Here is a 13119-nt window from a genome sequence, read left to right as displayed (position 1 = left end):
CGACTGGCTCCACACCTACAATCACCACCGCGGACACACCGCACTCGCAGGCAAACCACCCGCCAGCCGCGTTCCCAACCTCACGGGCCAGAACAACTAGCCGGCCGCGGCGAGCTGGCCGCAGGCGCCGTCGATCTCCTGGCCGCGGGTGTCGCGGACGGTCGTCGGCACGCCGTGCGACTGCAGCCGCCGGACGAACTCGCGCTCGTCCTCGGGCCGGGAGGCGGTCCACTTGGAGCCCGGGGTCGGGTTCAGCGGGATCAGGTTGACGTGCACCCGGTGGTTCTTGATCAGCCGGCCGAGCAGGTCGGCCCGCCAGGCCTGGTCGTTGATGTCCTTGATCAGCGCGTACTCGATGGAGATCCGGCGGCCGGACTTCTCCGCGTAGTTCCAGGCCGCGTCCAGCACCTCGGCGACCTTCCACCGGGTGTTCACCGGCACCAGCTCGTCGCGCAGCTCGTCGTCCGGGGCGTGCAGCGACAGCGCCAGGCGGCAGCTGAGGCCCTCGTCGGCGAAGCGGTGCATCGCCGGGACGAGCCCGACGGTGGAGACGGTGATGCCGCGCTGGGACAGGCCGAAGCCGTCCGGCGCCGGGTCGGTCAGCCGGCGGATCGCGGCCAGCACCCGGTTGTAGTTGGCCAGCGGCTCGCCCATACCCATGAAGACGACGTTGGACAGCCGCGCCTCGCCGCCCGGGATCTCGCCGGTCTTCAGCGAGCGCATCCCGGCGGCGATCTGCTCGACGATCTCGGCGGTGGAGAGGTTGCGGGTCAGCCCGGCCTGGCCGGTGGCGCAGAACGGGCAGTTCATTCCGCAGCCGGCCTGGGAGCTGATGCACATGGTGACCCGGTCCGGGTAGCGCATCAGCACGGACTCCACCAGCGTGCCGTCGAACAGCTTCCACAGCGTCTTGCGGGTCGCGTCGTCGTCGCACGAGACGTGCCGCACCACCGACATCAGCTCGGGCAGCAGGCTCCCGGTGAGCTTCTCCCGGCTGGCGGCGGGGATGTCCGTCCAGCCCGCCGGGTCGTTCGACATCCGGCCGAAGTAGTGGTTGGACAGCTGCTTCGCGCGGAACGGCTGCTCGCCCAGCTCGGCGACGGCCTCCTTGCGCTCGGCGGGGCTCAGGTCGGCGAGGTGTCGCGGGGGCTTGGCGCCGCGCGGCGCGACAAAGGTGAGTTCTCCGGGCTTAGGCATGGTTGTTCCAGTGTCGCAGACGCGGAACCCGTGCCCCCGCCCCGCAAGGGGTGCGCGCCTCAGCCTCGGCCATCACCTGTCATCGTTGGCCGCCTCCGGACGGCCCACAGACGGCCCGAGGGCCGCACCTCGCGGCATCAAAGATCTCAGCGTTCGCCTGCCACGCTGCCCGCGAGTCCGACACACTGAGGTCGCGCGAGCGCAATCCGTTAATCCGACTGGGGACCCAAGTAGATGGCTGACTCAACCAACCCCGGATTCACCCAGCAGATCTACTATCCTCCGCCGCTTCCACGGAGACACAACCTTGTTCCCCGGCGTACGGCGGTTCTCTGCGGCACCGGAGCTGTGGCTCTTGCACTGGCGGCCGGCTTCGTCATCGGACGAATGACGGCCTCGGACGGCACCGCCGACACGGCCGGAACTACTGGGAGCTGCGCGCAGGTGACCAAGGAACGTGCAGCACTTGCCGACCAAATCAAGGCAGCGCTTGTCCAGCAATTCCGCACTGGCAACGTCTCGACGCAGCTAGCCCTACAGTCCAAAGCTGGTCCCGACCTGGTCACCGCAGCCCACATCACTGTGAACAACCCCTCGTGCTTCACGCCGGCGGACGTGGCTGAGAATCAGAAGGTCCTGGCACTCGCCGAGAGGTAGCCCTACCTCAAAGGCCCGACCCGTCGGGGCGGCCGCGAACCGCCCGCTCGAAGAGGGCGCCCGACGACCGGTGGGGCAGGTCTACGACCCTGACCAGGGAGAAGCCCTGGCTCAAGTAGTAGCGGTGAAGGCCCGGGTTCGTCTTCCAGGCGTCGAGCCGGAGGAACCGCTTTCCCGCCGCCGCCGCGCGGTCGACGGCCCAGCTCAGCAGCGCCCCGCCCGCGTCCCGGCCCGATGCCTTGCGGGCCACCGCCATGCGGTGAACGTACAGAGCCTCGTCAGGCCGGTCCCCAGGCTCCCAGAACTCCGGGTCAGCCATCCCGTCCACGGTCAGGGTCGCTATGGGCTCGCCGTCGCAGTACGCCAGGAAGCACTCCCCGCGGTCCATCGCACTGAGGAGCCGGTCCCGCCGAGGCGGGAACTGCCACTGGTCGCTCCCTCGTGAGGCAAGCCATTCGCTCGCCTCGATCAGCAGCGCCTCCACGTCTCCGAGCTGATCCCGCCGGGCGGGGTGAATCTCCAGGTCAGTTCGCGTCGGCATCCTGCTGCTCTCGTTCCTGCTCGTAGGTGATCACGTGCCGGTCCCCCGGCAGGATCGAGATGGCCACCCGGACAGGCAAGCCCTCGGCCGTGTACCCGGTGCGGATGTGCTCCCCCACCGGCGTCCCGGCGCCCAGCTCAAGGCGCTTGACCTCCTCCGGGGTCGGCATCCTCACGTACAGCTCATCGATCGCGCGGACCTGGAGGTAGCCCAACTCGGCGAGCACCTTGTTGGCGCCGCGCACGATGTCCGCGGGGCGCATGATCTCGGAGTCCTGCACGATGCTCAGCGGGAAGTACGAGTCGTTCAGGTTGAACGGCTCCCCGTCCAGCCATCGCACCCGCTGTCGCACGGCCGCGAGCTGCCCGGGCTCCAGGTTCAGGCGCTTGGCGACGCTGACCGGCGGTTCCACGATGCTCACGTCGATGTTCTGGCTGGCCTCCCGCCCGTCCGCTGAGTGCTCGGTGACGAAGGCATCCATCTCCTCCGAGTACGGCCGGGCCCGGAACTCGCTCTGCGGCCGGAAGACCATCGGCCGGCGCTCGCGAACGAAGTAGCCGCGGGGGCGGGCCGAGACGATCAGCCCTTCGTTGACCAACGTTCCGAGAGCCTCCCGCGCGGTCCCTCGACCTACCCCGTACTCCGCACTCAGTTCGGCCTCGGTTGGAAGGCGATCCCCCGCGACAAGGTCGCCGCTCGCGATCCGCTGCCGGAGCACGCCTGCGATCTGCTGATACATCGGGGGTCGCCCAGCTCGCGTGGTTGCCATGGGTCCATGAAACCGCCCACTCAGAGCCATTGTCCAGTCAATGCGAACGATGCGCTTGACGGGGCGTCATGGCCGATGCCACAGTCTTCTCCGAGGGCAGCATTGTTCAGACAATGCAGACAATGAAGCCCTTGGCCCTTCTTTGGGCTGCTCTGACCTGCACAAACGCGCCTGGAGGGGTGGGGTGACAGCCCCCCGAAGGCAGTGCTTGTCCCTTGAGAACTCAACAGAGTGCTTTCACGACGGGGTTCGTCCCCGTCCCCGCGCGGACCGGGTGACGTCCGCTGCGTTTCGAGTGTCTTTGGTCCCCGATCCGTCCGCTCGTCGGTCGGGTCGGGGGTCATGGCTGCTCGATGTGACGAGTAGCTGTGCCCGCATGCGTCGGGCCGCCGCGCTCCCGGCCAAGGTTCGCGCGGCGGCCCTGCGGGCTCACCCACCATCTGACGAGGTGACCCCATGAAACTGTACGTCGGAGACCAGGAGGCCTTGACGCCCCTGGAGTTCGCGGAACTCGCCTTCGGCTACGGCATCGACGCCGAGCTGTTCACCGGCGTCGAGGACGAGAGCGCCGAAGACCGGCTGGCCCGGCTCGACGTTGCGCGAGAGGTCCTGCGGGACCTGCCCGCGCCGGCGGCCCGGTTCGCGTCCGCCCTGATGCGCACGGCCGAGCGCCGCCGGGTGCAGGCCTGGAAGGTGGCGGCCTGATGACCCTCAAGGGCCGGCGGTTCATGACCGCCATCCGCAACCCGCACCAGAGCGCCCGCTCGGCGGCCGCCGTGCTCGCCGAGTACCGGCCGAACCCGGACAGCGACCTGCGCGGCGCCGCCTGCAAGGGCAGCGACACGAACCTGTTCTTCCCGGACCCCGACGAGATGGGGGCCGAGGCCGCCGAGTGGGCCGAGCGCCGCGCCAAGATGATGTGCGCCGGATGCCCGGTGAAGTCGATGTGCCTGGCCGACGCGCTGGAGTGCCGGGAGCCGTACGGCATCTTCGGCGGCCTGAACGAGCGCGAGCGGGGCAGCCTGCTGCGGCGGGCGGCCCGCGACCGGGCCCGGGTGAACGCCGGGGGTGCCGGGTGAACGGTCACCGCCCCGGCGGGGGTGTTCACCCGGTGCTCACCGAGGTGCCCACCCCGGCCCAGATCCGCCGCACCTCGCTCGTGATCAGCACCGGCACATGGGTGCTCACGGGGGCGGTGGTCGCGGTGAGCATGTCCACCGCCGCCCCGTTCATCGACGCCCATTCACCCGGCTACGGCACCGGCCCCGTCATGGCGGTCGCCGGCGACGGGTGCTTCATCCTGAGCCTCCAGGCGGACAGCACCCTGGCCCGCTTCGGGGTGAGCGCCGGACGCTGGCCGGCCCTCTTCCGGTGGGTCACCGGGCTGGCCACGGTCTGGCTCAACATCGGGGCCGCCGCCCTGGCAAAAGACCTGGTCGGCGTCGTGATCCACCTGATCCCGCCGCTTCTGCTGCTGCTCGTCGCCGAGGCCGGACCGGCCTACCGCCGCTCCCTCGCCAGCCTCGCAAAGCGGCCCCAACCGCCGCTCCGCACCCGCCCGGCGACCATCCCGCAGGCCGCCCGGCAGGTGGTTAACAGCAGGGTGTTCACCCTCCCGCAGACACCGTTCACCCCCGCCCCGCAGCCCACCACCACCCTGCCGCCCGACCCCGGAACGGAGCCCCGGGAGGCACTCGCGGCGGGTCCGGCCGAGGCGATGAACACCGAGCCCGTTCACCCGGCGCTCACCCCCGTTCACCCCGCTCCGACCGACGCTCCCGAACCGGCCCCGGAGGCCGCCGACGACGTGATCGACGGCCCGGTGTACCCGGACGGTCCGGACCCGGTGAACACCCCGGAGCCCGAGGTGAACACCTCCGCCAACGAGGTGAACACCGCGTCGGCCCCCGCCCGGCTGGACGAGGCCGAGGCCGCCCGCGTGATCGAGCAGTGCTGGCGCGACGGCGTCTCACAGCGCCAGGCCGCCCAGCGCTCCACCCGCGCCGCCTCCTACGTCAACGTCGTCTACAAGCGGCTCAACGAGCAGTACGGCGCCGATGACGCGCCGGCCGCTGCCTGAGAACCGGGAGAACCGATGAGCACCAACACCACCACCATGGCCGGCGCCCAGGTCAACGCGGCCGGCGCCCTGCTCGCCCTCCTCACCGCTCACCCGAACCTGCCCGCCCCGGACGTCCACGTGAAGCTGACGGCGGTGCCGGGCACCTACGAGTGGACGTGGGGGCTGTACGCCGCCCTGCACTACGGCCTCGACCAGTTCGAGCAGTGGCGGGCCGCCCTCGGCCTCGACCCGGCCGCCATCGAGCAGAAGCACCACGGCACGACCGCGTGGCTGATCGCCACCGGCACCCACTGCGGCGTCCCGGTCGAGCTGTACGGCTTCTACCCGCACGACGCGGACGACGAGCGGTGAGCCGCCCCCGCCACTGGGACCCCGACGGCACCCGCCACGGCGGCACCCCCACCTACCCGTGGCGCATGGCCCCGGCGGGCTACTTCACCCGCCGACAGCTCCGCGCCAAGGGCCTGCGACCCGGCGGCCAGGACGTCGCCGGACAGATCATGCGGCGCTCCCGCTACGGCGGCACCCGCCCCGCCTACCTCTACCGCCTCGCCCTGGCCAAGCCGGTGCGGCCAATGACCCCCGCCAAGACCGCCGCCCTCGCCAAGGCCAACCGGGCGCGCCGCACCTGCCCCGCCTGCGGGCACGACGCCGGCTACGTCCTCCCCGCGCACCTCGGCACCTGCCTGACCTGCGCCGGTCCCGCCGCCCTCGCGGCCTGAACCCACCCCGGTTCCACCCCTTCAACCCGTCTCAGGAGAGCACTGTCATGCCCCTGCCCGAAACCGCCGCCCACAGCGCCGAACCCACCCACACCTGGCTTATCACCCTCCAGTTCCCCACCGCGACCGGCTACGCCGTCGCCACCCGCTCGGGCACCTCGACCTTCCCGTCGGGGAGCCCCCGCGCGGACGCCTACGTCGGCATCCGGGAGTGGCTGGAGCAGCGCGAGCCCCAGTTGGGTGGCGCCTCGGTCCTGTTCTTCTCGCTGGAGCCGTACCGGCTCTGACTCCCAACTTCCGTGTTTCCCTGCTTGGTTCACGAAGGAGAGCACGTCATGGCCGACCGTGACTCGGTCTACAACGACCCCGCCTACGACATCAGCAGCGTCCCGTCCTGGAAGCAGACGCCGCCGCTGCACGGCGCCTACGCCCCGAACGCCCGGCTGTCCCCCCGCGTCCTGGCCGGTATCGGCGCCGGGGCGGTCGTGCTGGCCGCCGCCGGGATGGTGGCCTACTCGAACTACGCCTCGGCCCAGGCCGACGCCGATGTCCGCAAGGCCCAGATCGCCCTGGACGCCTCCAAGGTGGAGCTGGAGAAGCAGAAGCAGGCCGCCGACCTCGCGAAGACCAGCGAGCAGGAGACCCCCGCGCAGAAGGCCCGCCGGGAGGCGGTGCAGGCGTGCGTCGCCAAGGCCGGCAACACCTACAACGCGGTCGCGGACTGCGGCAAGGTCTTCCCCGCCGTGGACGCGCCCGGGATGGTCAACACCTCCCGCACGGTCGCCGACGGGGCCGGCGGCGACTCGACGCCGACCGTCGGCCTGGTCGTCCTCGGCGTCGCCGGGACCGCGGTGGCGGCCGGCTGGATGAAGCGGAAGTTCTCCCGTCCGTAACCGTGTGTGATCTCCCCCCACCCACCCCCCATCCGGAGAAGCGCTCTTCCCGCCCGCTCAGAGGCGTGGGGGGAGCGTTTTCCTCTCGGGTGGGGGGTGGGTGGGAGATTGCAGAGAGTGAGGAATCGCGATGGCCATGCCCGCCGAATCCGGCATCCCGCTCCCCCCGCCGCACCCGCCCGCGCCGCCCGTCGTGGACCCCGCCCCGGCTTCTCCGGAGGGGGACGCGGCGGGGCCGGGCACCGCTGCCACCGCCCCGCCGAGCACGCTGCGGCAGATCCTCGCCCCCGTGCGTCCGGCCCGCCCCGCCGAGCCGCTCGGCACCACCACCGCCCTCGCCCAGACCCCCGATACCCCCGCCGACCCGACCGGCAGGACCGCGGCCGGTGGCAAGGACGGGACGGCCGGGCCCGGTGTCGACGGCGGCCGCGAGGGCGCGCTCTCGGCACTGGTGCGGGCGCTGGCCGAGCGGTGGCGCCGCACCGGCACCACGACCAGCATCAAGCGCCAGCACGACGTCAAGGAGACCCGGGTCTCCGGGAGTTCGGCGACCACCACCAACACCAACAAGTCCGATCGGCTCGCCAAGAACGAGCACAGCGGACAGCACCGCTCGCAGCGCGACGCCAAGACCGCCGACTTGAACAACAAGACCCACCAGCACCAGCACCAGGGCCGCGACCAGCGCGACCACAAGAAGGCCGACACCAACGACGCGAAGAACCACGCCAACCGCGACCACCGCACCAAGGCCGACACCGACGCCAAGACTGCCGACACCAAGGCCTCGAAGGCCGACACCTCGGCCGCGTCGAAGACTGGCCGCGACACCAAGTCCGCCGCCGACAACAAGACGGCCGACACCCGTTCCGACATCAAGGCCGCCAAGGCCGACACCTCGGCCAAGACCAGCGGCGACGACAAGAATCACCGCGACACCCGCTCCACGAAGACCGACATTCCCAAGGGCGCCACCCCGGCCAAGGCCGCCGACACCAGCGGCCCGAAGCCCCCGCCCGCGGCCGGCGGCACCGGCAAGGACGGGAAGACCCCGAAGGACCTCAGTTCCCCGAAGCCCGTCGACGGCGGCGCCGGGAAGCTGAAGCGGCCCAAGGACGCCCCCGCTGCTGAGCCGGGCACTGAAGGTGGCGGGAAGTCCGGCGAGTCCGGGCCGAAGCCGTCCGCCCCGGCGCCGGACGCGCCCGTCAAGGGCACGGGTGACAAGGGGCTGGACACCAAGTTCGGTGGCGCGAAGGTCTTCGCGGACCAGGCCGGCGGCGCGAAGCCGGAGACGAAGCCCGCCCAGCCCGCCACGCCCCGCGGACCGGGCAAGGACGCCAAGCCCCCGGCCCCCGAGAAGACCCCGGCCCCGCAGCCCGCGGCACCTGAGGCCGCCGGGCAGGACCCCGTCCGGCCGGTGGCGCCCGCCAAGACGCCGCCCGGCACGGACGACGTGCCCGCGCCCGAGCCCGAGAGGAAGAAGCCCATGCCCGAACCGAAGACCCCGGGGCCCCGTAAGCCGGAGGCCCCCGGGATGGAGCCGGTTCACGGTTCGACCGCCGACCTTGCCAAGGCGCCGCCCGCCGACGCCGCCGCGGTCGCCCCGGGCCCGGTGCCCGCACCGCGCCGGCTGAAGACGCCGCCGGCACCGTACGAGCCGAACGTCCCGCCGGGGCTGCCCCCGCACGAGAAGCCCTCCGGTACCCCGCCGCGGGACATCGCGGTCGGCAAGGACGCCGTCACGTTCACGCCGATCAGCGCAGTCGACGACGGGAACCCGCGCACCATGAGCCGCGGTGAGGTGCGCACACTGCGCCAGTTCGAGACCCGCCTGACCGAGAGGCGGGACGTGCTGACGCGGATCGCCGAGGACAGCAAGACCGCCCGTGAGCACGCCGAACTGCACGCCGCCCGCGCCCAGCAGCTCGCCGAGGACGCCAAGAACGTCAAGGGCGGCGTCGCGCTCGTCAACAAGCTGCGTCGGCTCGCCGAAAGCGCCAGGGAGCTGAAGGGCCGGGCTGAGAGCGCCGAGTGGTACGCGGCACGTGGCGCGGAGGCCGTCACGGTGCTGGCCGCCAACGCCGAGACCCGCCACGGCCCGATCTTCCGGGCCGTGGTCGACAGCCCGCTCACCACGCCCGCCGAGCGGCAGTTCTACCGCGACCAGCAGGGAGGCTGACATGGCAACCGATCTCACCTACCGCGAGCTGAAGCGCCAGGTCCGGGAGCTGTCCCGCGAACTGAGGCGGGACACCGCCGCCTTCCGGGCCCTGGCCACCGTCCAGGACAACGCCGCCAAGGAGACCGGCCGGATCGCCGAGCAGATCGCCGCCCTCAAGGTCGACGCCGCCACGGTCGCCGAGACCCACGAGGTCGCCCGGATCATGCAGGGCCTGTCCAACGCCGCGATCACCTACGCCTCCTCGGCCGAGGAGGCCGGCCGCACGGCCGCGGCCGCCGAGCAGCAGGCCCACACCGACCACGACGGCATCCAGCAGGCCGTCGACTCCTCCCGCGTCCCCATGGCCGACCGCACGTGGTACACCCAGGAGTAGCCGAGATGACCATCCCTCACACCGCCCACGCCGCCGAGGCCCCCAACCCCGCTGTTGAGAAGCGGTTCGCCGTCGCGCAGGTCGCCGCCCCGCTGCTGGCCGCCGGGGTGACGCCGTTCCTCGACAGCCAGGCCGCCGGCACCGTCGCTACCTTCCTCGCCGCACCCGTGCTGGTCGCCGGGGCGAACGCCGCCGGTCTCCTGTCGGACCGGCTGCTGGACGATGTCCCCGGCGGCGACGTCCTGCGCGCCCACCGCCGCCCGTTCGCCCTGTCCGCCGTCGCCACGGCGACCGCCGCGGCCACGGCCACCGTGCAGGGCCTGCCCGGCATCGACGCCCTGCTCGCCGGATGGATGACCATGCCCTCCCTCGCCGGGCTGGTCTCCACCGCCTGGTGGGCCACCACCGGCCTGGTCGCGTTCTCCCTGCGCCGCGTCCTCGGCTCCAGCAAGCCCAAGACCAAGGCTCCCGCCGCCCCGGCGGCCCCGGCCGAACCCACGCTGCCGCCCGCGGTCGCCAAGGTGCTCCAGCTCTGGTTCGCGCACATCTCCGGCGAGTACGGCGCCTGCCCCGGCCAGCACCTCACGCTCACCGGCCACGGACCCGAGGAGTGGGAGGGCATCATCGAGGCCGCCCCCGGCCGCCCGGTCACCGTCACCTCGGCTACCGTCTCCGGCGTCTACCGCGTCCCCGCCGCCTGGATCACCATCACCGAAGGCCACCACGACAGCTCCAAGCGCATCCACGTGCGCCTGGTCGCCCCCACCGAACAGGACGGCCCCCAGTACAGCGCGCTGGAGGCCCTGTGGCTCCAGCGCGTGGCCCGCAAGGGCGGCTGCATGCCCGGCACCCACCTCGAAGACATCACCGAGGACCCTGCCACCGGCGGTGTCGCGGCGTGGGTCATGGCGGACGAGGACACCGACGCCCTCACCATCCCCGACCTGTACACGATCGCCGGGGCCCTGCGCACCACGCCGCTGCTGGTCTCGGTCGAGCGCACCGGCAACCCCCGCAAGGCGGTCTTCCGCATGATGGACCGCTCCCCGCTGGAGGACGGCCGCTCGCTGCCCGGCCCGGAGACCCTGCTCGCCAACAAGAACGGGTTCGTGCAGCTCGGCACCGGTGTGAGCGGCAAGCCCGCCCGGGTCCAGCTCTACGACCCCGAAGGCGGCGCCCGCCACGTCCTGCTCACCGGGGTCACCGGCGCCGGCAAGGGCGGCGTCATCCAGCTCCTCGCCCTGAGCTACCACGTCAACGGGGCCGCGATCATCTACGCCGACCCCAAAGGCAGCTCCAACCCGGACGTGGAGGACATGGCCGCCTACCCCGGCTGCGGCCTGGACGGGGCGATCGGCGCCCTACGGGTGGCCTACGCCATCCTGTGCCACCGGATCGAGGAGTCCCGGGACCTGCGGGCCAAGAACTTCCAGCCCACGCCCGAACGCCCGTACGTCGTCACGATCCTGGACGAGATGTCCCAGGCCCTCGGCGACAAGAGCCCGCACCGCGCGGAGGCCGCGTTCATCGTCCTGGCGCTCGCCTCGCTGGGCCGCTCCATGGGCATGCCGCTGGTCCTGTGTGGGCAGATCTTGAACCTCGACCAGATGGGCGCCAGCGCCGCCATCAGGGACAACGTCTTCTACGGCGGCGCCCTGATCCTCCTGCGCTCCGACAGCGCGCAGGCCGGCCGTGTCGACCTGCCCCGCGCGTTCGACGGCATCGACCCCTCCCAGATCCCCGCCTACTGGAAGGGCGACGAGGAGAACCTGATCTACGACCCGTCGGTGCCGGAGGACGACCCGCGCCGCACCTTCGGCGTCGGCTACGTCGTCGGGCCCGACGAGCGAGCCGAGATGATGCGCGCCTGGCTCCTCGAATCCGCCGCCGGCCACTGGAACCCCGCCAGGGTTGCCTACCCGGCGGACTTCCCCGGCTGGGCCGACCGCGACGCCATCGCCGCGACTCCGGTCGGGCCCGCCGCTGAGGAGGCCGCGGGCGGCGGGGCGGGGTGGATGCCCGCCTCCGCCGCGCCGGTCCTGGTCAAGGAGCCCACCGCCGAGGAGAAGATCCTCACCGTGCTGGACGAGCGCCGCGACCCCATGGGTCTCGAAGTGGGCTACCTGCACCTCGACCAGATCACCGACATGACCGGCGTCGCGCGCAAGACCGTCGAAAACACCTGCTCCCGGCTCGCCAAGAAGGGCACGCTCGTGCGCCGCTCGGCGAACGCCGGCGAGTACGGCCTCCCCCTTCCGACCGACAAGCAGGGTGCCGCGTGAGCGGGCGCGTGCCGCCCCTGGTCGGTGCCGACCTGTGGCAGGGCGTCATGGCGGCGGCCGCGGGGCGCTGCCAGTGCCGAGGCACCTGCGGCAAGAAGCACGACAAGGACGGCGGTCGCTGCCCCGCCGTCCACGGTTCCTACCTCCGTCACGGCACCGGCCCCGTCCGTCTGCTCGCCGCCCCCGCTGACCCGGACGGCCTGCTGCTGCCCGCACACCAGGCCGCTGCCCTGCCCAAGGCGGCGCTGGCGGCGTGGTGCCCGGCCTGTCACGACGCCACCCGCCGCACCACCGCCAAGGCCCAGCACGCCGCCGCCCCGGCCGTCGAGCCGGACAGCCTCTTCGACCTCTGACCCTTCGCGGGCCCGGGGCCCGTCTTCTCGGGCCCCGGGTCGGCCGTACCCGAGAGGACCCCGTATGACCGATCGGCCGTCCCCGGACCCGCTCACCGCCGCCCTGGCCGCCGCCGACCGCGGCTGGCACGTCTTCCCGCTCGCCCCGAACGCCAAGCACCCCGCCCTGCACAGCGAGGAGCGCTGCCCGCGCACCGGCCCCTGCACCGCCGGGCACCTCGGGTGGGAGCGCCGAGCCACCACCGACCCGGACGCGATCCGCCGGGCCTGGACCCACGGCCCCTACAACGTCGGCGTGGCCTGCGGCCCGTCCAGCCTGGTCGTGGTCGACCTCGACACCCCCAAGCACCCCGGCGACACCCCGCCCCCACGGTGGGCCGGACAGGGCATCACCGACGGGCACGACACCTTCGCCGCCCTGTGCGAGAAGCACGACGCCTACGGCCACTACGACACGTTCACCGTGCGCACTGGCCGCGGCGGCACCCACATCTACTTCACCGCGCCGCCCGGGACCGTCCTGCGCAACACGACCGGCGAGAAGGGGCAGGGGCTCGGCTGGAAGGTCGACACCCGCGCCCACGGCGGCTACGTCGTCGCCGCCGGCAGCACCGTCGCCAAACGCCCCTACACGCTCGCCCTCGACGTCCAGCCGATGCCCCTGCCCGCCTGGCTCGCCACCCTCCTCACTCCCAAGGCGCCGCCGGTCGCCGCACTGGACACGGCTGCGGTGCGAGCCCGGATCGGGCGCCTTCAGGCCTACGTGCAGGCCGCCGTACGCGGCGAGAGCGACAAGGTCGCCGGGGCCGGAGAGGGCGTTAGGAACCACACCCTGTTCGCCAGCAGCGCCGCGCTCGGCCGTCTGGTCGCCGCCGGAACCCTGCCCGAGCACGACGCCACGGACGCCCTGCTCGCCGCCGGGAGCAAGGCCGGGCTGGGTGAGGCGGAGTGCCGCCGCACCATCGCCAAGGGCCTGGCCCGCGGCGCCGGATCGGTGGGCCGGGCCGCATGAGCAACCGTCGCCCCTCACCCCGTCAGGAAAAGCGCTTCTCCGGCGGGGACCGGAA

Annotated in this window: 16 protein-coding genes and 1 pseudogene; 14 read left to right on the top strand and 3 right to left on the bottom strand. The window is 72.4% G+C overall.

Annotation, left to right across the window (positions count from 1 at the left end; all coding sequences use genetic code 11):
- A pseudogene (locus ACIRST_RS35470) lies at positions 1–100 on the top strand (IS481 family transposase); the annotation flags it as partial.
- Here ACIRST_RS35470 and rlmN read toward each other — a convergent pair.
- A complete protein-coding gene (gene rlmN / locus ACIRST_RS35465; protein WP_350524572.1) occupies positions 97–1197 on the bottom strand; it encodes a 23S rRNA (adenine(2503)-C(2))-methyltransferase RlmN in 1101 nt (366 codons plus the stop codon). The pseudogene ACIRST_RS35470 and the gene rlmN overlap by 4 nt on opposite strands.
- A gap of 348 nt (positions 1198–1545) precedes the next feature.
- Between rlmN and ACIRST_RS35460 the strand changes: the two genes are divergently transcribed.
- Positions 1546–1854, top strand: coding sequence for a hypothetical protein (locus ACIRST_RS35460; RefSeq protein ID WP_402807691.1), 309 nt, complete (start codon positions 1546–1548; stop codon positions 1852–1854).
- Positions 1855–1861: 7 nt separating this feature from the next.
- On the opposite strand, the gene ACIRST_RS35455 is transcribed toward ACIRST_RS35460, so the two are convergent.
- Both ACIRST_RS35455 and ACIRST_RS35450 read right to left on the bottom strand, forming a co-directional pair.
- The gene (locus tag ACIRST_RS35455; protein ID WP_402807688.1) at positions 1862–2338 is read right to left on the bottom strand and encodes a GNAT family N-acetyltransferase; all 477 of its coding nucleotides are present in this window, start codon (positions 2336–2338) and stop codon (positions 1862–1864) included.
- Positions 2339–2378: 40 nt separating this feature from the next.
- Positions 2379–3134, bottom strand: coding sequence for a GntR family transcriptional regulator (locus ACIRST_RS35450; protein ID WP_402807686.1), 756 nt, complete (start codon positions 3132–3134; stop codon positions 2379–2381).
- Positions 3135–3620: 486 nt separating this feature from the next.
- On the opposite strand from ACIRST_RS35450, the gene ACIRST_RS35445 reads away from it, so the two are divergent.
- From ACIRST_RS35445 to ACIRST_RS35390, 12 genes are all read left to right on the top strand, one after another.
- Complete coding sequence (locus ACIRST_RS35445) at positions 3621–3869, top strand: hypothetical protein (protein WP_402807684.1); 249 nt, start codon at positions 3621–3623, stop codon at positions 3867–3869.
- Positions 3869–4243 (top strand): WhiB family transcriptional regulator, encoded by a 375-nt coding sequence (locus ACIRST_RS35440; RefSeq protein ID WP_402807682.1) that lies wholly within the window; start codon positions 3869–3871, stop codon positions 4241–4243. The genes ACIRST_RS35445 and ACIRST_RS35440 overlap by 1 nt, the downstream gene beginning before the upstream one ends.
- A gap of 32 nt (positions 4244–4275) precedes the next feature.
- On the top strand, positions 4276–5244 hold the full coding sequence (locus ACIRST_RS35435; protein ID WP_402807679.1) for a hypothetical protein: 969 nt from the start codon (positions 4276–4278) through the stop codon (positions 5242–5244).
- Between the two features lie 15 nt (positions 5245–5259).
- Complete coding sequence (locus ACIRST_RS35430) at positions 5260–5598, top strand: hypothetical protein (RefSeq protein WP_402807678.1); 339 nt, start codon at positions 5260–5262, stop codon at positions 5596–5598.
- Positions 5595–5969: an RRQRL motif-containing zinc-binding protein gene (locus ACIRST_RS35425; RefSeq protein WP_402807676.1), complete on the top strand. Its 375-nt coding sequence runs from the start codon at positions 5595–5597 to the stop codon at positions 5967–5969. Before ACIRST_RS35430 ends, ACIRST_RS35425 begins: the two co-directional genes overlap by 4 nt.
- A 47-nt stretch (positions 5970–6016) precedes the next feature.
- Positions 6017–6256 carry a hypothetical protein gene (locus tag ACIRST_RS35420; protein ID WP_402807673.1) on the top strand — a complete coding sequence of 80 codons (240 nt, stop codon included), beginning with the start codon at positions 6017–6019 and terminating at the stop codon, positions 6254–6256.
- Between the two features lie 48 nt (positions 6257–6304).
- On the top strand, positions 6305–6862 hold the full coding sequence (locus ACIRST_RS35415; RefSeq protein WP_402807671.1) for a hypothetical protein: 558 nt from the start codon (positions 6305–6307) through the stop codon (positions 6860–6862).
- Between the two features lie 136 nt (positions 6863–6998).
- Entirely contained in the window at positions 6999–9041 is a 2043-nt protein-coding gene (locus ACIRST_RS35410; RefSeq protein ID WP_402807668.1) for a hypothetical protein, read from the top strand.
- A gap of 1 nt (position 9042) precedes the next feature.
- Complete coding sequence (locus ACIRST_RS35405; protein ID WP_402807666.1) at positions 9043–9417, top strand: hypothetical protein; 375 nt, start codon at positions 9043–9045, stop codon at positions 9415–9417.
- Between the two features lie 5 nt (positions 9418–9422).
- Positions 9423–11699: a hypothetical protein gene (locus ACIRST_RS35400; RefSeq protein WP_402807664.1), complete on the top strand. Its 2277-nt coding sequence runs from the start codon at positions 9423–9425 to the stop codon at positions 11697–11699.
- The gene (locus tag ACIRST_RS35395; RefSeq protein WP_402807662.1) at positions 11696–12052 is read left to right on the top strand and encodes a hypothetical protein; all 357 of its coding nucleotides are present in this window, start codon (positions 11696–11698) and stop codon (positions 12050–12052) included. The genes ACIRST_RS35400 and ACIRST_RS35395 overlap by 4 nt, the downstream gene beginning before the upstream one ends.
- Before the next feature lie 64 nt (positions 12053–12116).
- Positions 12117–13064 (top strand): bifunctional DNA primase/polymerase, encoded by a 948-nt coding sequence (locus ACIRST_RS35390; protein WP_402807660.1) that lies wholly within the window; start codon positions 12117–12119, stop codon positions 13062–13064.
- The last annotated feature ends 55 nt before the right edge of the window (positions 13065–13119 follow it).

The organism is Kitasatospora sp. NPDC101447 (genome assembly GCF_044767225.1).
GTDB lineage: Bacteria > Actinomycetota > Actinomycetes > Streptomycetales > Streptomycetaceae > Kitasatospora.
Note: the sequence above shows the minus strand (reverse complement) of the source record. Positions and strands in the feature narration are given on the sequence as shown.